Here is a 23,162-nt window from a genome sequence, read left to right on the forward strand (position 1 = left end):
AACCCCTCAGAAGCACTTCAACTACCGATCGATTCGATGCAAAGGGATCCCCATGTCGCACCCGCTTGTCGCCCGTTTCCGTTTTGCCCTGTGCCCTCTGGCCCTGCCCGCCGCCCTGCTGAGCCTCGCCGCCCACGCCGCTGATACCGATGCCGAGAAGAAGCCGGCGAAGGACGACGGTGTACTGCAGCTAGGCGCAACGAACATTTCCGCCCAGGCGCTGGGCGCCACCACCGAAGGCACCCACTCCTACACCACCGGTTCAACGTCTTCGGCCACCGGCCTGCCCCTGTCGATCCGGGAAACGCCGCAATCGGTGACCGTCATCACCCGCCAACAGATGGACGACCGCGGCGTGCAGACCATCGGCGACGCGCTGCGCAACACCCCCGGCATTTCGACGCAGAAGTACGACAGTGACCGCACCGAGTTTTCCGCCCGTGGCTTTGCCATCACCAACTTCCAGTACGACGGCATCAACATCCCGTATGACGGCGTCTACGGTGAAAACCCCAGCAACAGCGACGACGCCTCCAGCCTGGACCGCATCGAAATCGTCAAGGGTGCGACCGGCCTGATGACCGGATCGGGCGACCCGTCCGCCACCGTCAACCTGATCCGCAAGAAGCCGACCAAGGAATTCAAGGCGTCGATCAGCGGCACCGTCGGTTCGTGGGATGCCTATCGCAGCGTCGGAGACATTTCCGGCTCACTGAACGATTCCGGCAGCGTGCGTGGCCGTTTTGTCGGCGCCTATTCCGACAAGAACGCCTACCAGGATCACTACAGCCAGAAGAAGGACCTGTTCTACGGCGTCCTCGAAGCCGACCTGACTCCCGACACCCTGCTGACCTTCGGCATCGACAAGTCCAGCGCCACCCCGCGAGGCTCGTCCTGGACCGGCAACCCGGTGTACTTCTCGGACGGCGGCCGTACCGACTTCCCGCGTCACTTCAACCCGGGTGCCGACTGGAGTCGTCGCGACTTCGACGACATCACCTACTTCGCCTCCCTGGAACAGGCCCTGGCCAATGACTGGACGTTCAAGGCCACCGTCGACCAGAAAACCACCGATCACGACACTCGCCTGGCCTCGGCCAGTGGCGGCAACCCGGACCGCGCCACCGGCGAAGGCATGTTCCTGTACTGGGGTCGCTGGGAGGGTCACCGCGTGCAAAACACCGCTGACGTGAACGTCACCGGCCCCTTCTCCCTGGGTGGCCGCGAGCATGAACTGGTGGCCGGCTTCATGGCCTCCCACTCGCGCCAGACCGGCGCAACCTTCGACACCAGTGCCTTCGCCATGGTCCCGGGGAGCATCTACGACTGGAATGGCGATCTGCCGGAACAGGACTTCCCGAAGAACGGCAAGTACGAACGCACCCAAAGCCAGAACGGCCTGTACCTGGCCACGCGCCTGCACGCGACCGATGACCTGTCGATCATCCTCGGCAGCCGCTTGAGCACCTTCAAGTACAGCGAAGACTATTCGTACTATCCGGGTGCGGGACTCGATGACACCCATGCCAGCTACAAGGAGCATGGTGTGGTCACGCCTTATGCCGGTGTGGTCTATGACCTGGACGACACCTACTCGGCCTACGCCAGCTACACCAGCATCTACCAGCCGCAAACCTACAAGGATAGCAACGGCTCGACCCTGGCACCGGTCGAAGGCGACAGCTACGAAGCCGGCCTGAAAGCCGCCTACTTCGACGGGCGCCTGAATGCCAGCCTGGCCTTATTCCGCATCGAGCAAGACAACCTCGCCGAATCGATCGGCACCAACCCGGTGACCAACGAAGGCATCTACAAAGCCGTTGACGGCGCGACCACCAAAGGCGTGGAGCTGGAATTGGCCGGTGAACTGGCCGAAGGCTGGAACGTGTCGGCCGGCTACACCTACGCCCGCACCCGTGACGCCGATGAACAGCGCATCTTCGGCTTCCCGCTGTCCACCAGCAAACCGGAACACGTCGTGCGTACGTTCACCACCTACCGCCTGCCCGGCGCTCTGGACAGGGTGACCGTCGGCGGCGGCATCAGCTGGCAGAGCGCGTTCTACGGCAAGATCTACAGCCCGACCGTGGGCGACTACACCCGCATCAAGCAAGGCGGATACACCCTCGTCGACCTGATGAGCCGCTACCAGTTCAACGAGAACCTGAGCTTCACCGTCAACGCCAACAACGTCTTCGACAAACGCTACCTGACGGGCCTGGGCAACTTTGACACCACGTACTACGGCGAACCACGCAACGTGATGGTGACCACCACGTGGGATTTCTGAAGCTGAAGACCTGACAAAAAAGCCAGTCAGTCAAGCACAATACCTGTGGGAGCGGGCTTGCTCGCGAAAGCGGTGTGTCAGGCAGCATCAATGTTTACTGTTGCGCAGTCTTCGCGAGCAAGCCCGCTCCCACACTGGATCCCGGCGTTTATGAGATCCCATGTGGGAGCGCGTCGGAACCACACCAGCTGATCAGGCTGCGGCCGGTACGCCGCTATGGAAACGGAATTCCACATCCGGGGATTCGATCAGTTCCTGTTCGGCGGCGCGGACCTTGTCGATCACCTGGGCGATGTCCCTGGCGTCGCCATACTGGTAGGCCAGTTTCAGGTAACCCTGGAAATGCCGGGCTTCGCTCTTGAGCAGGCCGAAATAGAACTTGCCCAATTCTTCGTCCAGATGCGGCACCAGCGCTTCGAAACGCTCGCAACTGCGGGCCTCGATGAATGCGCCCACCACCAAGGTGTCCACCAGTTTCACCGGCTCGTGACTGCGCACCACCTTGCGCAGGCCCGACGCATAACGCCCGGCGGACAGCTGGCGCAGGGCAATCTTGCGGCGCTTCATCAGGCGCATGACCTGCTCGTGGTGCACCAGTTCTTCCCGGGCCAGGCGCGACATCATGTTGATCAGGTCGACGTGGGAATGGTACTTGGCGATCAGGCTCAACGCAGTGCTGGCGGCCTTGAATTCGCAGTTCTTGTGGTCGATCAGCAAGGTTTCCTGATCGGCCAGCGCGGCTTGAACCCAGCCGTCGGGGGTGCGGCAGCCAAGGAACTCGTGAATTTCGGGAAGGATCATGGGGCTCACGGACAAATAGGTTCAAAACGAAGGGCGCCGATTATACCGGCCTGCCCGCAGACCACCAGTCGCCAACCGTTGATATGCATCAAGACCCCGAATCGCAGGCAGCAACTATAGTTGTGCAACGCCGTGCTTTTTTATTTTCAGGAGATCGCGCTCATGCAAGCCGTACGCAGCATTCTGGTGGTCATCGACCCCGAACACTCCGAAAGCCTGGCGCTCAAGCGGGCGAAGCTGATCGCCGGGGTGACCCAGGCGCAGTTGCATCTGCTGGTGTGCGACCCCAAGCATGATCACAGTGGCCTGTTGGGTGTGCTCAAGGCCGCTTTGACGGAGGACGGCTATAGCGTCACCACCGAGCAGGCCTGGAACCACAGCCTGCATCAAACCATCGTCGAGGTTCAGCAAGCCGAAGGCTGCGGTCTGGTGGTGAAGCAGCACTTTCCCGACAACGCCCTGAAAAAGGCCCTGCTGACACCCGAAGACTGGAAATTGCTGCGCCAATGCCCTTCCCCGGTACTGCTGGTGAAAACCGCTGGCTCATGGAAAGACAAGGTGATCCTGGCCGCTGTCGACGTCGGCAACACCGACCTCGAACACCGCCACCTGCACGACACCATCATCAATCATGGCTATGAAATCGCAACGCTGGCCAAGGCCCGTTTGCACGTGATCAGCGCCCACCCGTCGCCGATGCTGTCGTCGGCCGACCCGACGTTTCAACTCAGCGAAACCATCCAGGCGCGCTACCGCGACCAATGCAAGTCGTTCCAGGCCGAGTACGACATCGACGATGAACACCTGCACATCGAGGAAGGCCCGGCGGATGTGTTGATTCCGTTCATGGTGCGCAAGCTGCAGGCGGCCGTGACCGTCATCGGCACCGTGGCTCGTAGCGGGTTGTCAGGGGCGTTGATCGGCAATACGGCGGAAGTGGTGCTCGATGCGGTCGAGAGCGATGTGCTGGTGCTCAAGCCGACGGAGATCGAGGATCATCTTGAGGAGATTGCCGGCAAGCATTGAGGGCAGATCAAAGGATCGCAGCCTTCGGCAGCTCCTGCATTGATCGTGTTTTCCTGTAGGAGCTGCCGCAGGCTGCGATCTTTTCAGCCGCCAAAAGCATCTTTCAGGAACCCCGGCGCAATATAGCGCTGGTAATGCGCCTCGGAGAGTAGGAAAAACTCCCGATCAATGGCATCGCGCAATTCCGGCAGGTTCCAGTCGCGAAACTCCGGCAGCAACACCATCCCGTAGGCTTCCAGGTTGTTGATCACCCGCGCGCCCCGGGCGATCAACTGGTAGGCCCAGCAATACTCCGACTGATGGGGCACGAAACGGATCTTGCGTTGCTCCAGCTGCATCCGCAGCTGCGCCGGATCGAAAACTTCCACCTTGGCGGCCATCACTTGCGACAGCAATTGCTCAAGACGTAGCCATACAGCGCGCTTTTCCTCCTCGTTGTAACCGTTCCAGTGGATCACTTCGTGATGGAAACGCTTGCAGCCACGGCACACCAGGTCACCGTAAACAGTGGAGCAAAGGCCGACGCACGGCGTCTTGATGGTCTGATTGGGCATAGGTAGGCAAAACGCGAAAAAGCAGAACAGGCCGGCATGTTAGACCTTTGTCCACCATTGATCACCCCTCAAAGTTCAGGGCCATGGCTAAATCGGCGTTTACCGGCCGCCACCAAAGTCCAATAAAACCTGACTTACCTTAAATTTTTTTTTGCCGTAGAATCAGCCTGCCTTTTTAGGCGCCAATGTCCGTTAGAAGCTGTTTTCAAAGCGTCACGAGCACAGTCGTTCCTTCAGAGCGGTGTTGGCGAGGGGTTTTTCCAGCGGGGAAAAGCCCAACGCCAACCCTCATCAGCTCCCGTTCTGCAGGCGTAAAACTTTGAAAGCAGCTTCTGTAAGGAATTGTCGGTAATTCTGGCTAAGTGGCTCACAACGCCATGCAGCGCATGAGTACGGCAATTTCGGGATGAGCGTCCCGGACACCCATTTGGGACCACTGATGAGGGTAATAACTGTGCTTGAAGCCTACCGCAAACATATCGAAGAGCGCGCAGCACTGGGTATCGTTCCCCAGCCGCTAAACGCCGAACAAACTGCAGGCCTGGTCGAGCTGCTGAAAAATCCCCCGGCTGGCGAAGAAGCATTCCTCGTTGACCTGATCACCGATCGCGTTCCGCCAGGCGTGGACGAAGCGGCCTATGTCAAGGCCGGTTTCCTGTCCGCCATCGCCAAAGGCGAAGCCAAATCCCCCCTGATCGACAAGAAGCGCGCTGTTGAACTGCTCGGCACCATGCAGGGCGGCTACAACATCGTGACTCTGGTGAACCTGCTGGACGACGCCGAACTGGCGCCAGTAGCTGCCGAAGAACTCAAGCACACCCTGCTGATGTTCGATGCCTTCCACGACGTCGCTGAAAAAGCCAAGAACGGTAACGTTCACGCCAAAGGCGTGCTGCAATCCTGGGCTGACGGCGAGTGGTTCGTGAAGCGCCCGACCCTGGCCGATAAGATCAGCCTGCGCGTGTTCAAGGTCACCGGCGAAACCAACACCGACGACCTGTCCCCTGCGCCTGATGCCTGGTCCCGTCCGGACATCCCGCTGCACGCCCTGGCCATGCTGAAAATGGCTCGCGACGGCATCGTGCCTGACGCACAAGGCGTCACCGGTCCGATGAAGCAGATCGAAGAAATGCGCAACGCCGGCTTCCCGATCGCCTACGTCGGCGACGTGGTCGGTACCGGTTCTTCGCGTAAATCGGCCACCAACTCCGTACTGTGGTTCTTCGGCGACGACGTTCCTTACGTGCCGAACAAGCGTGCCGGCGGTTTCTGCTTCGGCAGCAAGATCGCTCCGATCTTCTACAACACCATGGAAGATGCTGGCGCACTGCCAATCGAATTCGACGTTTCCAACATGCACATGGGCGACGTGATCGACCTGTACCCGCATGCTGGCAAAGTCTGCAAGCACGGCACCGACGAAGTCCTGACCACCTTCGAAATGAAGACCCCGGTCCTGCTGGACGAAGTTCGTGCCGGCGGCCGTATTCCGCTGATCATCGGCCGTGGCCTGACCGAGAAGGCTCGCACCGAGCTGGGCCTGCCACCTTCGACCCTGTTCAAGAAGCCTGAAGCACCGGCTGAAAGCACCAAGGGTTTCACCCTGGCGCAGAAAATGGTCGGCAAGGCTTGCGGCGTGACCGGCGTTCGTCCGGGCACCTACTGCGAACCTAAGATGACCACCGTGGGCTCCCAGGACACCACAGGTCCAATGACCCGTGACGAACTGAAAGACCTGGCGTGCCTGGGCTTCTCGACCGACCTGGTGATGCAGTCCTTCTGCCACACCGCGGCTTATCCAAAGCCGATCGACGTGACCACCCACCACACCCTGCCTGACTTCATCATGACCCGCGGCGGTGTTTCCCTGCGTCCGGGCGACGGCATCATCCACTCGTGGCTGAACCGCATGCTGCTGCCAGATACCGTCGGTACCGGTGGTGACTCCCACACCCGTTTCCCGATCGGCATCTCGTTCCCGGCCGGTTCCGGTCTGGTTGCGTTCGCCGCAGCCACTGGCGTCATGCCGCTGGACATGCCTGAGTCGGTCCTGGTTCGCTTCAAGGGCGAACTGCAGCCAGGCGTCACCCTGCGTGACCTGGTTCACGCCATTCCTTACTACGCGATCCAGGCTGGCCTGCTGACCGTAGAGAAGAAAGGCAAGAAGAACGCCTTCTCCGGTCGCATCCTGGAGATCGAAGGCCTGCCTAAGCTGACCGTCGAGCAAGCGTTCGAACTGTCCGACGCCTCGGCTGAACGTTCGGCTGCCGGTTGCACCATCCAGCTGTCCAAAGAGTCGATCGCTGAATACCTGCAGTCCAACATCACCCTGCTGCGCTGGATGATCGGCGAAGGCTACGGCGATGCCCGTACCCTGGAGCGTCGTGCCCAGGCGATGGAAGCCTGGCTGGCCAACCCTGAGCTGATGGAAGCGGACAAGGACGCCGAGTACGCCGAAATCATCGAGATCGACCTGGCCGACATCAAGGAGCCTGTGCTCTGCGCGCCGAACGATCCGGACGACGCCCGCCTGCTCTCCAGCGTTGCTGGCGAGAAGATCGACGAAGTGTTCATCGGTTCGTGCATGACCAACATCGGTCACTTCCGCGCTGCCGGCAAATTGCTGGAGCAGGTCAAGGGTCAGCTGCCAACCCGTCTGTGGCTGTCGCCGCCGACCAAGATGGACGCTCACCAGTTGACCGAAGAAGGCTACTACGGCATCTACGGCAAGGCCGGCGCGCGCATGGAAATGCCGGGCTGCTCGCTGTGCATGGGTAACCAGGCACGTGTAGAGCCGAACTCGACCGTTGTGTCGACTTCGACCCGTAACTTCCCGAACCGTCTGGGTGACGGCGCGAACGTCTACCTGGCTTCGGCTGAGCTGGCGTCCGTGGCTTCCATCCTGGGTCGCCTGCCGACCGTCGAGGAGTACATGGAATACGCTGGCAAGATCGACAGCATGGCGGCCGATGTCTACCGCTACCTGTCCTTCGACCAGATCGCCGAGTTCCGTGAAGCTGCTGCGAACGCCAACATCCCGGTCGTTCAAGCCTAACGTTGCAACGCAATGAAGAACGCCGCCCATCGTGAGATGAGCGGCGTTTTTTTATGCCTGAAAACTCGCCAGTGAAGTGAGAGCTTTTTGTGGCGAGGGGGCTTGCCCCCGTTGGGGCGCGCAGCGGCCCCGGTATTTCCATGGCTAAACAGTGTTTACCGAATTTACGACTGCTTCGCAGCCGAACGGGGGCAAGCCCCCTCGCCACAAAGGCCTGCACCTAGCAGTCATGTGTTCAGCTCAAGGGCCTGCTGCACCGCACCATCCACACTCAGCCCACTGAGCACCACCCCGTTAGCCCCCACCTGCGGCAATGCCGCCAACGCCGCTTGTGCGTCGTCTTTCAGACGCGCCAGGGTCAGGCACTGGCCTTCCTGATGCACATGCACGAAAAACGCCTGCAACGCCTCAATGCTGGTGCCATCCAGATCCGGCGACTCCTCCAGGCTGAGAATCACCGTATGAATCGGCGTTTGCGAATGTCGGATCAAGTGCAAGGCAGCGCCGAGAATCCGCTCGACATTGGCAAAGAACAACGCTTCACCCGGCCGCACAATCAACACGCCAGGCACGGCTTGCGCCGTTGGATGGCGTTGCAGGTCGACAAAGTCGTGACCGCCATCGATGCGCCCGAGAATCTGGATATCCGCCGCCGACAGTTGCTTGAGCATCAACAACACACTGATCGCCACCGCCACCAGCAAACCGTCCAGCACACCCAGTAGCAATACCGCACCCACGGCGCAGATCACCAGCAAGCGGTCACGGCGCCAGATGAAATAGCGTCCCAGGGGTTGCAGGCTCAAGCCACGCCCCAACGCATGGATAACGATGGCGGCGAGAATCGGTTCCGGTGTCAGGGCGATGTACGGCAGCACTGTCAGGACAATGAGCAGCACCACCAGCGCCGCCACGATACCGGCCAGGCGTGAAGTGGCACCGGCGGCCTCATTGGCCGACGTCGCCGAATACCCCGCGCCCGCCGGCATGCCGTGGAACAGACCGGACAGCAGGTTGGAAGCCCCCAGCGCCAGCAGGTCGCGGTTCGAGGTGACGCGATCACCGTGCTTGAGCGCATAGGCACTGATCGAGCCATACGACTCGGCATACAGAATCATCACCATGGCGAACGCCAGCTCACCCAGACGCAACCAGTCGGCAAACGGCAGTACCGGCAGCTTCGGCACCTCCAGGCTCAGGTCGATCAAGCCGATCAGTTTCACGCCATAGGCCGGCAGGTCCAGCCACTGCCCCGCTGCGATGCCGATCACCACCACCAGCAAACCACCCGGCAGGTGCCGGAACCGCGCGAACAGCCATAACAAGGTCAACGCCACGGCGCCGACCGTGGCTGCGACCCAGTTCCATTGCGGCAGTTGTTCCAGCAATTGCGGCAGAAAGCCCACCAGGTTGGCTTCGGTCAAATGCACGCCCACCACGCTGGCGACCTGCTTGAGAATGATGGTCAACGCCAGGCCAAAGGCAAAACCACGCAGCACCGGCTTGGCGATGAACGAGGTCACGCTGCCGAGCTTGAACAGCCCGGCCAACAGGAAAAACGCCCCGGTCACCAGCACCAGGCCGATGGCCAGGGTCGAGCGAAGCTCAGGGTCGCCATTGGCCAGGGTGGCGGTCGCGGCGGCCAGCACGGCGGCGGAGGATGAAGTGGCCGAGACAATGGCAAAACGGCTGGTACCGAACAAGCCATAGCACAACAACCCGGCGAACAAGGCGATCACTCCGGCCTGAGGCGCCACTGCGGCGATGCTTGAATAGGCGACGGCTTCGGGCAACAACAGGCCGGCTATCGACAACCCGGCCAACAGGTCCTGCCAGCGGTTGGGTTGCTCGGTGGGGGTTGCGTTGGGGGCGCTCGACAATCGAATGTCTCCAGGCAAAAAAAAGCCGCTGCACGTATCACGTGCAGCGGCCACTGTAGCTGAAAATCAAAGGATCGTCCGAACGCGGCCCGAGCCTGTAGGAGCTGCCGCAGGCTGCGATCTCCTGGTCTTACGCGCTCAACGAATAAATCAACGCGGTAATCGCCACCAGGCCCACCGCCGTCACAAAGACGTTGGACGCCTGACCGCGATAGCGTGCCATCGCCGGCACCTTGCGAATGGCGTACATCGGCATCAGGAACAGGATCGCCGCGATCACCGGGCCACCGAGGGTTTCGATCATGCCCAGGATGCTCGGGTTCAGCGTGGCGACGATCCAGCACACCACCAGCATGAACGCGGCGGTCATGCGGTCCAGGGCCTTGGCGGACGGACGCTGGCCGCTCTTGACGATCAGCCCCTTGAGACCTTCGCTGGCGCCGATGTAGTGCCCCAGGAACGACTTGGAAATGGCCACGAAGGCAATCAACGGCGCCGCAAAGGCGATGGTCGGGTTGCTGAAGTGGTTGGCCAGGTATGACAGGATCGACAGGTTCTGCGCCTTGGCTTCAGCCAGTTGCGCTGGCGACAGTGTCAGCACGCAACTGAAGACGAAGAACAGCACCATCACCACCATCAACAGGTGCGCCCGGGACAGGATCTGCGAGCTGCGCTCCTCGGCGTGATCGCCGTAGCGACGCTTCTGGTCCACGGCGAAGGCCGAGATGATCGGTGAATGGTTGAACGAGAACACCATCACCGGAATCGCCAGCCATAGGGTGTGCAACAGCGCCGACGGTGCCGGCACGCTGCTGGCGGTGGTCAGGATGCCGCCGTTCCAGTGCGGAACCAGGTACACCGCCAGGAACAGCAGGGCGACGATGAACGGATAGACCATCAGGCTCATGGCCTTAACGATCAGTTGCTCACCGCAACGCACCACCGCCAACAGGCCGAGGATCAGCACCAGCGACAGCACGGCGCGCGGTGGCGGCGTGATGTGCAGTTGATGCTCGAGGAAGCTGCCCACGGTGTTGGTCAGGGCCACGCTGTAGATCAGCAGGATCGGGAAAATGGCGAAGAAGTACAGCAAAGTGATCAGCGCGCCGGCCTTGATGCCGAAATGCTCTTCCACCACTTCAGTGATGTCGGCGCCTTCGCGACCGGACAACACAAAACGGGTCAGCCCGCGGTGCGCGTAGAACGTCATCGGAAACGCCAGCAACGCCAGGATCAGCAGCGGCCAGAAACCGCCGAGGCCCGCATTGATCGGCAAAAACAGGGTGCCCGCACCAATCGCCGTGCCAAACAGGCCCAGCATCCACGTGGTGTCCTGGCGATTCCAGCTCGAAAGCGTTGCGGGTGTTGCTGCTACATAGCGTTTGTTGACGCTATTGGCCTGATCATTCATCCGGTGGGATCTCCACATTCCGGTCACTTGCCACCCGGTCAGAACGCGTCGGAATACCCGACAGGCAGCGCCCTGACTGGAACAGGGACGCGATTCTGGAGGATTAGTGAACAGAAGCAAAGACTTAGGTGAGGAACGGTGGTACCAGATTGACGAAAAAATCCTGTGGGAGCGGGCTTGCTCGCGAAAGCGGTGTGTCAGACACATCAATGCTGAATGTGCCGCCGTCTTCGCGAGCAAGCCCGCTCCCACAGGTTTTCTGTTTGTTTTCGAGATCGCCATCGGCATTTCATCATCCACACTTGATAAAGGTCTACCATCATGTATTTTTAAACAACCTGCATTCCACCTGGAGTCTTCCCATGCCACTGGTTCGCGTAGACATCAAAAAACATCAGGACCCCACCCACGCCAAACGCATCGGCCAACTGATCTACGCCGCCATGCACAGCACCATCGGCGTGCCGGAGAACGATAATTTCCAGATACTCGCCGAACACGATGAGCAGCATTTCATCTTTGATCCCGGTTACCTGGGTATCGACCGCACGGACCAGTTGGTGGTGATCCAGATCACCATGAGCGAAGGGCGAACCGTCGAGCAGAAAAAAAACCTCTACAAAACCATCGCCGAAAGCCTTCACACAGAGCTGGCCGTGCGCCTGGAGGATGTTTTCATCAATCTGGTGGAAGTCAAAAAAGAGAACTGGTCGTTCGGCAACGGAATTGCCCAATACGCCCTCTGATATTCAACCTGCATCCGAGAAAGCCCCATGCCCCGCGTTTCCCGCAAACAAGCCGACCTCAACCGCGAGACTATCGTCGATGCCGCCACGCGGTTGTTCCGCGAACGCGGTTTGCATGGGATCAGCGTGGTCGATGTGATGGCCGCCGCGGGCCTGACCCACGGCGGCTTCTACGGGCACTTCGAATCCCGCGAAGCGCTGGCGCAAGAGGCCAGTGGCCGCGCCTTCGAGCAGGCCGCGCAACGCTGGCAAGCACGGGTGGCCGATCAGGAGAGCAAGGACACCGCCCGCCGCGCCGTGGTCGGAACGTACCTGTCCAGCGAAAGCCGGGACAATCCGGGTGACAGCTGCCCGGTGGTGGCCTTTGCCGGGGACATGTGCCACGAGGCCGCCGAGAGCGGTTTGCGTCAAACCTATCTGCAGGGCCTGAACAACCTGCTCGACTCCCTGGGCTCACTGCTCGACACGGAGGACGAAGCCGACAAACGGCAGCAGGCGCTGGTGCAGTATTCACTGATGTTCGGCGCACTGATGTTGTCCCGAGCGACCCGCGGCGATCCACTGTCGGATGAAATTCTCGAGGCGGCACGGGCAGCACTCTCAGCGTCGTCTTTAAGCATTCCCGGGAAACCGTAGGAGCCAGCTTGCTGGCGATGGACTCCAGTGCGCCGCGTTCATCCAGGTCACCCGCGTTATCGTTAACGACCATCGCTGCGATGCGGCGACCCGACAAGCCAGCTCCCACACACGCAGTTCCATATGAAATGGCGCAGGTCGCGATCGCCGGCGGTTGCCAAGCTATCCTGAAATCAGCAATCTCAAGCGACGTTCGAGCCGATTTTCCGATGCCCACAGGGAGCCAAGCATGCCTGTAACCGTTCTGGTACTGGTTGAAACCATCAATGATTACCTGCCTATCCTCGAACATCAGGGCTTCCACCTGATACTGGCCCCGACGCCCGCCGAACGCGCCGAAGCCATCGCCCGCCACGCCGGGCAGATCGACGCCGTCCTGACCCGGGGTCCATTGGGACTGTATGCCGATGAAATCGCCGCGCTGCCCAATCTCAAGATTATCTGCGTGATCGGCGCCGGCTACGAACACGTCGACTTGCAGGCCGCCGCCGACCGGGGCATCACTGTCACCAATGGTGCCGGGGTCAACGCCTCGTCCGTCGCCGACCATGCCATGGCGCTGCTGCTGTCGCTGGTACGCGACGTGCCACGCTGTGATGCCGCCGTTCGGCGCGGCGAGTGGCCGAAGATCATGCGCCCTTCCCTCGCCGGCAAGCGCCTGGGCATCCTCGGCCTCGGCGCGGTCGGCATGGCCATCGCCAAACGTGCCGGCACCGGCTTCGACATGAGCATCGGCTATCACAACCGTCAACGTCGCAGCGATGTCCCCTACACGTTCTGCTCCACCCCGACCGAACTGGCGCGCGCCTCGGACTTCCTGATCGTCGCCACGCCCGGCGGCCTGGGCACCAAGCACCTGATCAATCGCCAGGTGCTCGACGCCTTGGGGCCCCAGGGATTTATCGTCAACATCGCCCGGGCCAGCGTGATTGCCACCGCCGACCTGGTCACCGCCCTGGAGCAACGCCGGATCGCCGGCGCCGCGCTGGATGTGTTCGACGCCGAACCGAAGGTGCCGGATGCGCTCAAGACCCTGAACAACGTGATCCTCACACCCCATGTCGCCGGACTGTCCCCGGAAGCCACCCAGGGCACCGTCGAACTGGTGGGCCAGAACCTCGTGGCGTTTTTCTCCAGCCAACCGGTGCTGACGCCGATCGACTTGCCACCAGCCATGAGCCGGGTCGTTCATTGATGGCAATTCAAACAGCTGTATCAAAAACAATGATTGGCCGGCAACACGCTCACCTATAAGAGCCGATCGCGGTTGTAGGTGCGGGGTGTGCGCATTAGATTAGCCAATAGTTTCAGGCCTCCAGAATAAGCAGAAGGGATAAGCATGGCGCTTACTGACCAGTCCACCCGTATCCGCACCGGCGAAGAGCTCGATGCCAGCCTGATCGATCCCTACCTCAAGACCCATATTCCGGGGCTCAGCGGTTTGCCGAAGATCAGCCAGTTCCCGGGCGGCGCTTCAAACCTCACCTACTTGCTGGAATACCCCGAACAGGAATTCGTCCTGCGTCGCCCGCCCTTTGGCCACAAGGCCAAGTCGGCTCACGACATGGGTCGTGAATTCCGCATCCTCAATCAACTGCGCGACGGATTTCCGTACTGCCCGAAAGCCTACGTACACTGCACCGACGAATCGGTGATCGGTGCCGAGTTCTACGTGATGGAACGGGTCAACGGCATCATCCTGCGCTCCGACCTGCCGCCGGAACTGGGGCTGGACTCAGCGAAAACCGAAGCCCTGTGCAAGAGCTTCATCGACAAGTTCGTCGAACTGCACCAGGTCGACTACAACGCCTATGGCCTGGGTGACCTCGGCAAACCCGAAGGCTACGTGGCGCGCCAGATCAAAGGCTGGAGCGATCGCTACGAGAAGGCCCTGACCCCCGATGCGCCACAATGGGAAAAGGTGAAAGCCTGGCTCAACGACAAGATGCCGGCCGACCATCCGACCTCCAGCCTCGTGCACAACGACTACCGCTTCGACAACGTGATCCTCGACCCGGCCAACCCGATGCAGATCATCGGCGTGCTCGACTGGGAGCTGACCACCCTGGGCGATCCGCTGATGGACCTGGGCAACACCCTCGCCTACTGGATCGAAGCCGATGATCCGGCACCGGTGCAGATGATGCGCCGCCAGCCAAGCCACGCGCCGGGCATGTTGACCCGCCGCGAGTTCGTCGATTACTACGCCCAACGCTCGGGCATCCAGATCGACAATTTCGATTTCTACTACACCTACGGCCTGTTCCGCCTGGCCGGTATCGTGCAGCAGATCTACTACCGCTTCTACCACGGCCAGACCCAGGACAAACGCTTCGCCCAGTTCATTCACATGAACAAGCTGCTGGAGCAGATGAGCTTGCAGGTGATCCAGAAATCCAGCCTGTGACCGTACGCGATCCCTGTAGGAGCGAGCCTGCTCGCGATGATCGTGAACGATAACGCGCACTGACTGGCCTCAACTCAACAGCATTGGCCGCACCCGGCATTTGACTCGATAACAAGACTTTTCATAAGGGAATCCCATGTCCAAGACTCAGTTGTTCGACCTCGACGGCAAGATCGCTTTCGTCTCCGGCGCCAGCCGTGGCATCGGTGAAGCCATCGCCAAACTGCTGGCCCAGCAAGGCGCCCACGTGATCGTCTCCAGCCGCAAGCTTGAAGGCTGCCAGCACGTCGCCGACGCGATCATCGCCGCTGGCGGCAAGGCCACCGCCATCGCCTGCCACATCGGCGAAATGGAACAGATCAGCCAGGTCTTCGCCGGCATCAAGGAACAGTTCGGCCGCCTCGACATCCTGGTCAACAACGCCGCGACCAACCCACAGTTCTGCAACGTCCTGGACACCGACCTCAGCGCTTTCCAGAAAACCGTCGACGTGAACATCCGCGGCTACTTCTTCATGTCGGTCGAAGCCGGCAAGCTGATGCGCGAAAACGGTGGTGGCAGCATCATCAACGTCGCCTCGATCAACGGCGTCTCGCCGGGGATTTTCCAGGGCATCTACTCGGTGACCAAGGCGGCGGTGATTAACATGACCAAGGTATTCGCCAAGGAATGCGCGCAGTTCGGGATTCGTTGCAATGCCCTGCTCCCGGGCCTGACCGACACCAAGTTTGCTTCGGCGCTGGTGAAAAATGAGGCGATTCTGAATACTGCGCTGCAGCAGATTCCGTTGAAGCGCGTGGCGGATCCGAGTGAGATGGCGGGGGCGGTGTTGTATTTGGCCAGTGATGCTTCGAGTTATACGACTGGGGTTTCGTTGAATGTGGATGGGGGGTTTTTATCCTGATTGCATCTTGGGCGAAGACAGCCGCTTAGCTCAAGGCTAAGGGAGATGCAGCACTGTAGGAGCCGACTTGCTGGCGATAGTGGTTCGTTAGGCGACATCTTCGTCGACTGTTATCCGTCATCGCCAGCAAGCCTGCGCGCCTACCTATTCACTATTGATGATAATTGTCTGCGTACCCTGCTTGTTCTTCATAAGCATTCAATAGCCTTAATTGACGGGACTCAACAAAAATTCCAGCTCCAGATCAGGCAGCTCAGGCTCGATAAATTTCAATAACATTGAAAAAGTACCTTCATCCGCTGACATGTTGCCACAGTACATTCTCCAGCTGGCCCCAGTAATTGAGTCCAACGGCTGCGAAACTTTAATATCCGGACTAATCCATACAGATGCAGGCGGATGTTTACCCCAATCCACTGTTACTAGCGCCTCCTTTATCAAACTACTTGATTTAAGTTTCAATGCCAACGTCGAATAACCACCCTTAATTGGAAAAAAATTTCCCCTGGATCGCGTAGTTTATCGTTGAATCGCAGTTCGAGCTCAGTAGCAATATTTCCTAGTAGCTGGAGAGCTGGAGTTCTTATCTCGGCCTTTCCAGCATCGACCGATGCAACCAAGTCAAATGTCCCCCATTTTCCCTCTGCCCCCGTAACTGTCCATTTATGGACAGGGACATCCAGCAAAAATGGTGGATCACTTAAGACATCATCTGGACCAAGACCTGTTTTTGGAACCATAATCAACTTCAACGGCACACCAGACAAATAACCACCATTTTTGTATCTCAAGCTCAACTCCTTTGGCCTCCCTGCATAAAAGTTCACTCCATCGGCTGGAATAATTGTTCCGTCAAGAAAAATATCCGCCTCATCCAGCAAGTCACTCGATAGTAATTTACTGACCTTCAGGGAAATTCCAGTCATACCCCGCACCCTTTCCAGATACACATTGAGCGTAAAGGTATACTCCGAGGTGGTGTCGTCATACCGACTGTAGACCTTGGCCGTAATCGTATGCTCCCCCTCTGCGGTAACTACATGGTCGAACTTGCTCCACCCCGAGCCCGTTGTCGGCTCAGTACGCACGATTTTCCCGTCGAAGTACCATTCGACATCCACACCTTCCAGTTCCTTCTCGATATAAAACGAACCGACCTGAATCTCTGCTGATACTTCATCGCCCACCACCGGCGCACTGATAGGATCCCGCTCATTCAGAATTTTTCGCCGGTAATCCCCCAACTTGAAAGGAAACTGATAGGGCACTGCAGTAAATTCACTCTGCACCTGAAGATTGAAATCGATGTCCGTTCCTTCAGCCGGGCATTTGAGCTTCCACTCGCCCCCCTCCGCCAGAAGTGGCTGATATTGACCGAATTCAGGTTCGGTAGTGATGTAAAGTGTTTCTCCGGGAATCGGATTGACGCTGGCGCCCTGGTTGATCCAAGGACTGTCCTCGACTGCCGCAAACTTTAAATCATGTTCAGCACCACGGCAGATATATAGCGGTTCAGCAGCCATCACTCCAGAATTACGATTACCAGCCATAACGACATCTCCCGATCATTGGCACAACGTGAAAATTATGTGTTTTCACTACCTGAGAAATGTCGGCTGGCGACCACTGTCAGAAATGACAGATCGAAAGATCATTCGGCGATAAAAACAGACTGCCTGATATCAACTTTTATTCAATAAAGAAGGCCGCGCCGTTCATCAGTGCGGCCATTGCACAGACTCACTGAGTAACACAGCGAGTCGTGGTGGTGGTTCGGGTCACCTCGCCGTTTTCAGCCCGCACATCGCCCAGTACATCGGTTTTATCCATGGCCTGGCAGGTGCGTACAGGTGGGGGTGGCGTGACCGCTGGAGGGGGTGGCGGGCTGGAACAGCCGCCGAGAATCGCTACGCACAATGCCAGCGACAAGGATGAGATAACGCGTTTCCCAAGAGTTTTCATAGGTTGACCCGCGATAAGTGATCGACACATTTTTGTGACAACAAAACCGGCGCGCAAAATCCATACACCTGTCACAAAAATAAATATCTGCGAATCACTTATAGTCCAGCCGGTGGTCAATGCCAGTAAAAGCTGGCAGTTCTTACATCACCGGGTCAGGGCGTTGCAGGGAATTGCACTGCAGTTCATAGCGCAACTCTTCGATCAGCGAGGCGACCGACTCTGCTGTTTGTAGTGTGCTCATGTTCAGGCCGCTGACCACCAGGTCCACCTGACCCGACACCGGGTGATAGAGCTTCACGGTCAGCCAGTGGTCGCCGGTGATACTGCATTCACAGGCCAAGGGTGAAAAACTGCCTTCGATCAGCAGCCTCAACTGCGCCAGCGTAATCATTGCGACGGACCCTGGCGGCCTGATGCAGGGGGTAACGGGCTCATGGGGCTATTCCTGTTGGCGGTTTACGCAAGGGGCGCGCAGGTGACTTCAAGTCGCCTGCTGCATCACCAGCCTAAGATCCATCACAGCGAGTCGACACATGAATTTGCACCCTGCGCCTTAGTGCAATTGCACCTTAACGCTGCCCCTTGGGCCGCCACTCGCTGGAGAACAGTCCCCGCTCCCGCGCCCAGACAATCGCTTCGCTGCGACTGTGTATAGCGAGCTTGGAATACACCGCAGCCACATGGTTGCGCACCGTGTTCGGCGCCAGTTTCAGGCGCGCGGCGATTTCCTTGTCGGCCAGGCCTTCGCAAATCAGTCCCAGCACATCGCGCTCACGGGCGGTCAGCTCAGTGAAGGACACGCTGGGCAACTTCGGCGAATTCACGCTTTTTACGTTGGCCAGTTTTTCGATCAGCGTGCGGCTGAACCAGGAGGCGTCCTTCATCACTTCCTCGATGGCCGCCACCAGCTCCAGCTCGGTGCGCTTGCGCTCAGTGATGTCCATCAACACCAGCAGATAACAGGGTGTGTCCTGAATGTTCACGGTGTCCGCCGACACTGTGCAATCGATCAGCCCGGCGTCTTTTCTACGCACACGCACATCGATGCGGTCCAGGCTGCCGGTTTTCTCCAGGGCGGCGAACAGCTGGATGCGTGCATGCCGGTCTTCGAAGAAGTCGATCTGCGTTATGCCGATCCCACGCACCTCTTCACCGGAATAACCCAGGGTATCCAGGAACGCTTCGTTGAAATCCAGCACCATCTGATCCGCCGCGCCGCATACCAGTATCGGCACCGGCGAGAGGCGAAAGGCCTTGGCGAAACGTTCTTCGCTTTGGCGCAGGGCGATTTCAGCCTTGTGCCGGGGCTCCATGTCGACAAAGGAAAACAGCATGCAGGCCTCGTCGTTGAGCTCCAGCGGCTGGCCGGCCACGATCACTTGCTTGCTGCCACCGTCGGCCAGGCGCAACTCGGCCTGCATCTGGGGAATGGTCACCCCTTCGCACAGACGCTGCCTGGCCAGTTCCTTGTGCTCGGCCTGGTCCAGCACGTCCAGCTCATAGGTTGAAGTGCCGATCACCTGGTCACGGGCATAGCCGGTCATTTCGAGGAAACCGGGATTGACCTTGATGTAGCGCAAGTCACTGAGGCGGCAGATCACTGCCGGCGCCGGGTTGGCGGCGAAGGTTTTCTCGAAGCGTTGCTCGGCGCTGGCCCACTCGGTGACGTCGTCCATGATCAGTACCAGCGATTCCGGGTCGCCACGGCTGTCAGCCAATACCAGGCTGCGCACGCGATGGACCCAGGTACGCGTTTCGTCCGCCGCCGGCGTCACTTGCACCAACACATCGCTGAACGTCTCGCCCCGCGCGACCCGGTTGATCGGGTAGCTGTCGATTGCCACCCCGTGATTGTTGCGATAGCGCAAGGCGAAGCGTTTGGCATACGCCCCGGCGTTGGCACCCAGGTCGCTGACTTGCGCAACACCGTGCATGGCCAGCGCCGCCTCGTTGGCCCACAGGATGCTCTGGTCGGGATCGAGCAGAATCACCCCGTCGGACAGACCGGCGATGATCTGCTGCAACTGGCGGCGATTGGTTTCAGTGCTCAGGACGTCCTGGCTCATTGCATCTCCACAAGAATGGCGACCCTGTGAGAATACGACCGCCCGGGCTTGCAATAGTGCAAAGAGACCTTGTGGGAGCGAGCCTGCTCCGGGCGGCCGTTTGACTAGTACAGATTCAACGATGCCTCCCGCCCTGCCAATTTGGTGACATAAAAGCAAAGATCGCAGCCTGCGGCAGCTCCTACATGAGAACGCATTCCCCTGTAGGAGCTGCCGAAGGCTGCGATCTTCTGATCTTCAAGCCGCCAATTCACCACTGGCCACCGCCGCCGAAGCCGCCAGCATCGCCCGCAACAACACCGCACACCCGGCCGCCAGATCTTCCGGTGCGGCGTTTTCGATTTCGTTGTGGCTGATACCGCCTTCGCACGGCACAAAGATCATCCCGGCCGGGCCGAGTTCGGCGAGGAAGATCGCGTCGTGCCCTGCTCCGCTGACGATATCCATGTGCGACAGGCCCAGGCCTTGGGCAGCGCCGCGCACCGCCTCGACGCAGCCCTTGTCGAAGTACAGCGGCGGGAAGTCGGCAGTCGGAGTGAGTTCGAAGGTCAGGCCGTGTTCGTCGCAGGTGGTTTCGATGACTTCGCGCACTTCGGCGATCATCGAGTCCAGGCGCGCCGGTTCCAGGTGGCGGAAGTCCAGGGTCATGCGCACTTCGCCGGGAATGACGTTGCGCGAGCCGGGATAGGCTTGCAGACAACCGACGGTGCCACAGGCATGGGGTTGATGGCTGAGGGCGGCGCGGTTGAGCGCACCGACGATCACCGCGGCGCCGACCAGGGCGTCCTTGCGCAGGTGCATCGGGGTCGGGCCGGCGTGGGCTTCGACGCCACGCAGTTTCAGGTCGAACCATTTCTGCCCGAGAGCGCCCATGACCACGCCAATGGTCTTGCGCTCGTCTTCCAGGATCGGGCCTTGCTCGATGTGGGCTTCGAAATAGGCCCCGACCTTGTGGCCGCTGACTTTACGCGGGCCGGCGTAGCCAATGGCATTCAGCGCCTCACCCACGGTCACGCCATCGGCATCGACCTTGGCCAGGGTTTCCTCGAGGGTGAATTTTTCCGCGAACACACCGGAACCCATCATGCAAGGAGCAAAGCGCGAGCCTTCTTCGTTGGTCCAGACCACCACCTCCAGCGGTGCCTCGGTTTCGATGTTCAGGTCATTGAGGGTGCGCAGCACCTCGACGCCCGCCAATACACCGAAGCAGCCATCGAACTTGCCGCCGGTGGGCTGGGTGTCGATGTGGCTGCCGGTCATCACCGGTGGCAGGTCGGGATTGCGCCCGGGGCGACGGGCGAAGATGTTGCCGACCGCGTCGATGCTGACGGTGCAGCCGGCATCGATACACCATTTGACGAAGATGTCCCGGGCCTGGCGATCGAGATCGGTCAGGGCCAGGCGACACACCCCACCCTTGACCGTGGCGCCGAGTTTGGCCAGTTCCATGAGCGACTGCCACAGGCGGTCGCGGTTGATGTGTTGATGGCTGGACTGCAGAACGTCGACGGCCGCGTTCATGATGATCTCCTCTGGCTGTTCTTGTGTGTTTCTTCAGGCAGTGCTTTGGTGATTGTGCGGCCGCCTTCGCGAGCAAGCCCGCTCCCACAGGGGGAATGCATTCCAAATGTGGGAGCGGGCTTGCTCGCGAAGAGGCCAGCCGCTACACCGCAGATTTCGCAACAGATGGGCTGGGCCGCATCACACTCAACCCGTAATAAATCACCCCGCCCAGGATCGAACCTGTAAACCAGCCGTAGCTGTAGAACCAGCTGAACGCATCGCTGCCCAGGGACGCCAGCGTCAACACCACCGGCACGCCGAAGGCCATGAAACCGCTCCAGTTCCACGCCGGATACACGTCATCGCGGTACAGGCCGGCAAGGTCCAGTTGCTGTTTCTTGATCAGGAAATAGTCCACCACCATGATCCCGGCGATCGGCCCGAGCAGGCTGGAATAGCCGAGCAACCAGTTGGAATAAACGGTTTCCAGGCTGAGATCAGAGACAATCAGGCCAAGCTTTTTCAGCAGCTCATGGGCCATCAAAGCCAAGCCGACGAAGCCGGTCAGCAGCACGGCGTTGGTGCGGTTGATCACCTTGGGGGCGATGTTCTGGAAGTCATTGGTCGGCGACACGATATTGGCCGCGGTATTGGTCGACAGCGTGGCGATGATGATCAGCGCCATGGCCAGTGCGACCCACACCGGGCTCTGGATATGGCCGATCAGAGTCACCGGATCGGAAACCGTCACGCCCACCAGCTTCACCGAGGCCGCGGTCATCACCACACCCAGGGACGCAAACAGGAACATGGTCAGCGGCAGGCCGATGATCTGCCCGACAATCTGATCCTTCTGGCTTTTCGCGTAGCGGCTGAAGTCCGGAATGTTCAGTGACAACGTGGCCCAGAAGCCGACCATCGCGGTCAGCCCGGCGGCGAAGTAACTGGCCACCCCGGCGCCTTCGGGACGCTTGGCCGGAATCGCCAGCAACTCGGTCATCGACACGTTCGGCATGGCCCAGACCAGCAGCCCTGCGCCCACCAGTACCAACAGCGGTGCAGACAGGGTTTCCAGCCATTTGATCGACTCGGCGCCACGTATCACCACCCACAGGTTCAGCGCCCAGAACACCATGAAGCCGATGACCTCGCCGGTGCCGCCCAGGGACTTCCAGCCCTCGAACACCGAGCCGAGGAACAGGTGAATCGCCAACCCGCCGAACATGGTCTGGATGCCGAACCAGCCGCACGCCACCAGCGCGCGGATCAGGCACGGAATGTTGGAACCGAGCACGCCGAAGGACGAGCGCAGCAACACCGGAAAGGGAATGCCGTACTTGGTGCCGGGAAAGGCGTTCAGGGTCAGGGGAATCAGCACGATGATGTTGGCAAACAGAATCGCCAGCAGCGCTTCGCCGACAGTCAGGCCGAAGTACGCGGTCAGCACGCCACCGAGGGTGTAGGTCGGCACGCAGATCGCCATGCCCACCCACAGCGCGGTGATGTGCCATTTGTTCCAGGTGCGTTCGCGCACCTTGGTCGGGGCAATGTCGTGGTTGTAACGGGGACTGTCGAGGACATCGCTGCCGGCTTCCAGCTCAAACAAGCCGTCGCGCTCGGTCACTTGCGATCTGATCTGTTGCATGGCCGCTCCACTGTTCTTTGAATTATTTTTTTGCTCATCGGGGGCTGACGGCATCAATAAACGTGCCGGGCACCCCGATTACGCATCGGGCAGTTCCATAAACACATTGCAACCAACTGATGTTTATCGGTTTTATTCGCTGACTCGACTAGTTGTCAGGTCACTCCGGCCAAATGCCAGGCAAGTTGTCCGGACAGTCAGGACTCAAACTGGTGCGTTGATCTTTTTTTCAATGGTTGCGCATCAACCATAGACCATACTCAAACAGCTGAT

General features: G+C 59.7%; 17 protein-coding genes. 8 read left to right on the top strand and 9 right to left on the bottom strand.

Annotated features, from left to right (window positions below; genetic code table 11):
* Positions 1-52: 52 nt before the first annotated feature.
* Complete coding sequence (locus tag KW846_RS19870) at positions 53-2,290, top strand: TonB-dependent siderophore receptor (protein WP_218484536.1); 2,238 nt, start codon at positions 53-55, stop codon at positions 2,288-2,290.
* 192 nt (positions 2,291-2,482) lie between these two features.
* On the opposite strand, the gene KW846_RS19875 is transcribed toward KW846_RS19870, so the two are convergent.
* On the bottom strand, positions 2,483-3,091 hold the full coding sequence (locus KW846_RS19875; protein ID WP_007976299.1) for a tRNA-(ms[2]io[6]A)-hydroxylase: 609 nt from the start codon (positions 3,089-3,091) through the stop codon (positions 2,483-2,485).
* 162 nt (positions 3,092-3,253) lie between these two features.
* Between KW846_RS19875 and KW846_RS19880 the strand changes: the two genes are divergently transcribed.
* Positions 3,254-4,117, top strand: a complete 864-nt coding sequence (locus tag KW846_RS19880; protein WP_218484538.1) for a universal stress protein — start codon at positions 3,254-3,256, stop codon at positions 4,115-4,117.
* Between the two features lie 83 nt (positions 4,118-4,200).
* Here the strand turns inward: KW846_RS19880 and KW846_RS19885 are convergent, their stop codons facing one another.
* On the bottom strand, positions 4,201-4,671 hold the full coding sequence (locus KW846_RS19885) for a DUF1289 domain-containing protein (RefSeq protein WP_218484540.1): 471 nt from the start codon (positions 4,669-4,671) through the stop codon (positions 4,201-4,203).
* A 454-nt stretch (positions 4,672-5,125) separates the two neighbouring features.
* Between KW846_RS19885 and acnB the strand changes: the two genes are divergently transcribed.
* Positions 5,126-7,726 (top strand): bifunctional aconitate hydratase 2/2-methylisocitrate dehydratase, encoded by a 2,601-nt coding sequence (acnB, locus tag KW846_RS19890; protein WP_218484745.1) that lies wholly within the window; start codon positions 5,126-5,128, stop codon positions 7,724-7,726.
* 227 nt (positions 7,727-7,953) lie between these two features.
* Here the strand turns inward: acnB and KW846_RS19895 are convergent, their stop codons facing one another.
* The gene (locus KW846_RS19895) at positions 7,954-9,606 is read right to left on the bottom strand and encodes a SulP family inorganic anion transporter (protein WP_218484543.1); all 1,653 of its coding nucleotides are present in this window, start codon (positions 9,604-9,606) and stop codon (positions 7,954-7,956) included.
* A 130-nt stretch (positions 9,607-9,736) separates the two neighbouring features.
* Positions 9,737-11,017, bottom strand: a complete 1,281-nt coding sequence (locus KW846_RS19900) for a serine/threonine transporter (protein ID WP_015095407.1) — start codon at positions 11,015-11,017, stop codon at positions 9,737-9,739.
* Between the two features lie 362 nt (positions 11,018-11,379).
* On the opposite strand from KW846_RS19900, the gene KW846_RS19905 reads away from it, so the two are divergent.
* From KW846_RS19905 to KW846_RS19925, 5 genes are all read left to right on the top strand, one after another.
* Positions 11,380-11,763: a tautomerase family protein gene (locus KW846_RS19905; protein WP_218484545.1), complete on the top strand. Its 384-nt coding sequence runs from the start codon at positions 11,380-11,382 to the stop codon at positions 11,761-11,763.
* A gap of 27 nt (positions 11,764-11,790) precedes the next feature.
* Positions 11,791-12,399, top strand: coding sequence for a TetR/AcrR family transcriptional regulator (locus KW846_RS19910; RefSeq protein ID WP_218484547.1), 609 nt, complete (start codon positions 11,791-11,793; stop codon positions 12,397-12,399).
* 229 nt (positions 12,400-12,628) lie between these two features.
* The gene (locus KW846_RS19915; RefSeq protein WP_218484549.1) at positions 12,629-13,594 is read left to right on the top strand and encodes a 2-hydroxyacid dehydrogenase; all 966 of its coding nucleotides are present in this window, start codon (positions 12,629-12,631) and stop codon (positions 13,592-13,594) included.
* Between the two features lie 144 nt (positions 13,595-13,738).
* Positions 13,739-14,806, top strand: coding sequence for a phosphotransferase family protein (locus KW846_RS19920; RefSeq protein WP_218484551.1), 1,068 nt, complete (start codon positions 13,739-13,741; stop codon positions 14,804-14,806).
* Positions 14,807-14,942: 136 nt separating this feature from the next.
* On the top strand, positions 14,943-15,710 hold the full coding sequence (locus KW846_RS19925) for an SDR family oxidoreductase (RefSeq protein WP_007976320.1): 768 nt from the start codon (positions 14,943-14,945) through the stop codon (positions 15,708-15,710).
* Positions 15,711-16,168: 458 nt separating this feature from the next.
* Here the strand turns inward: KW846_RS19925 and KW846_RS19930 are convergent, their stop codons facing one another.
* From KW846_RS19930 to KW846_RS19950, 5 genes are all read right to left on the bottom strand, one after another.
* Entirely contained in the window at positions 16,169-17,260 is a 1,092-nt protein-coding gene (locus tag KW846_RS19930; protein WP_218484554.1) for a hypothetical protein, read from the bottom strand.
* Between the two features lie 554 nt (positions 17,261-17,814).
* The gene (locus tag KW846_RS19935) at positions 17,815-18,066 is read right to left on the bottom strand and encodes a DUF1652 domain-containing protein (protein ID WP_218484556.1); all 252 of its coding nucleotides are present in this window, start codon (positions 18,064-18,066) and stop codon (positions 17,815-17,817) included.
* 178 nt (positions 18,067-18,244) lie between these two features.
* Complete coding sequence (locus KW846_RS19940; protein WP_218484558.1) at positions 18,245-19,741, bottom strand: helix-turn-helix transcriptional regulator; 1,497 nt, start codon at positions 19,739-19,741, stop codon at positions 18,245-18,247.
* A gap of 237 nt (positions 19,742-19,978) precedes the next feature.
* The gene (locus KW846_RS19945) at positions 19,979-21,262 is read right to left on the bottom strand and encodes a Zn-dependent hydrolase (protein WP_218484560.1); all 1,284 of its coding nucleotides are present in this window, start codon (positions 21,260-21,262) and stop codon (positions 19,979-19,981) included.
* A 142-nt stretch (positions 21,263-21,404) separates the two neighbouring features.
* Positions 21,405-22,889, bottom strand: a complete 1,485-nt coding sequence (locus tag KW846_RS19950; protein ID WP_218484563.1) for an NCS1 family nucleobase:cation symporter-1 — start codon at positions 22,887-22,889, stop codon at positions 21,405-21,407.
* Positions 22,890-23,162 lie beyond the last annotated feature (273 nt).

Origin of the sequence: Pseudomonas sp. PDM32, from assembly GCF_019219225.1 — a bacterium.
Lineage (GTDB): Bacteria > Pseudomonadota > Gammaproteobacteria > Pseudomonadales > Pseudomonadaceae > Aquipseudomonas > Aquipseudomonas laurylsulfatiphila.

Bases quoted from the DNA above. Each gene is read 5' to 3' on its own strand.
- KW846_RS19870 (WP_218484536.1), top strand. From the start codon at position 53: ATGTCGCACCCGCTTGTCGCCCGTTTCCGTTTTGCCCTGTGCCCTCTG.
- KW846_RS19875 (WP_007976299.1), bottom strand. From the start codon at position 3,091: ATGATCCTTCCCGAAATTCACGAGTTCCTTGGCTGCCGCACCCCCGAC.
- KW846_RS19880 (WP_218484538.1), top strand. From the start codon at position 3,254: ATGCAAGCCGTACGCAGCATTCTGGTGGTCATCGACCCCGAACACTCC.
- KW846_RS19885 (WP_218484540.1), bottom strand. From the start codon at position 4,671: ATGCCCAATCAGACCATCAAGACGCCGTGCGTCGGCCTTTGCTCCACT.
- KW846_RS19900 (WP_015095407.1), bottom strand. From the start codon at position 11,017: ATGAATGATCAGGCCAATAGCGTCAACAAACGCTATGTAGCAGCAACA.
- KW846_RS19905 (WP_218484545.1), top strand. From the start codon at position 11,380: ATGCCACTGGTTCGCGTAGACATCAAAAAACATCAGGACCCCACCCAC.
- KW846_RS19910 (WP_218484547.1), top strand. From the start codon at position 11,791: ATGCCCCGCGTTTCCCGCAAACAAGCCGACCTCAACCGCGAGACTATC.
- KW846_RS19915 (WP_218484549.1), top strand. From the start codon at position 12,629: ATGCCTGTAACCGTTCTGGTACTGGTTGAAACCATCAATGATTACCTG.
- KW846_RS19920 (WP_218484551.1), top strand. From the start codon at position 13,739: ATGGCGCTTACTGACCAGTCCACCCGTATCCGCACCGGCGAAGAGCTC.
- KW846_RS19925 (WP_007976320.1), top strand. From the start codon at position 14,943: ATGTCCAAGACTCAGTTGTTCGACCTCGACGGCAAGATCGCTTTCGTC.
- KW846_RS19930 (WP_218484554.1), bottom strand. From the start codon at position 17,260: ATGGCTGGTAATCGTAATTCTGGAGTGATGGCTGCTGAACCGCTATAT.
- KW846_RS19935 (WP_218484556.1), bottom strand. From the start codon at position 18,066: ATGATTACGCTGGCGCAGTTGAGGCTGCTGATCGAAGGCAGTTTTTCA.
- KW846_RS19940 (WP_218484558.1), bottom strand. From the start codon at position 19,741: ATGAGCCAGGACGTCCTGAGCACTGAAACCAATCGCCGCCAGTTGCAG.
- KW846_RS19945 (WP_218484560.1), bottom strand. From the start codon at position 21,262: ATGAACGCGGCCGTCGACGTTCTGCAGTCCAGCCATCAACACATCAAC.
- KW846_RS19950 (WP_218484563.1), bottom strand. From the start codon at position 22,889: ATGCAACAGATCAGATCGCAAGTGACCGAGCGCGACGGCTTGTTTGAG.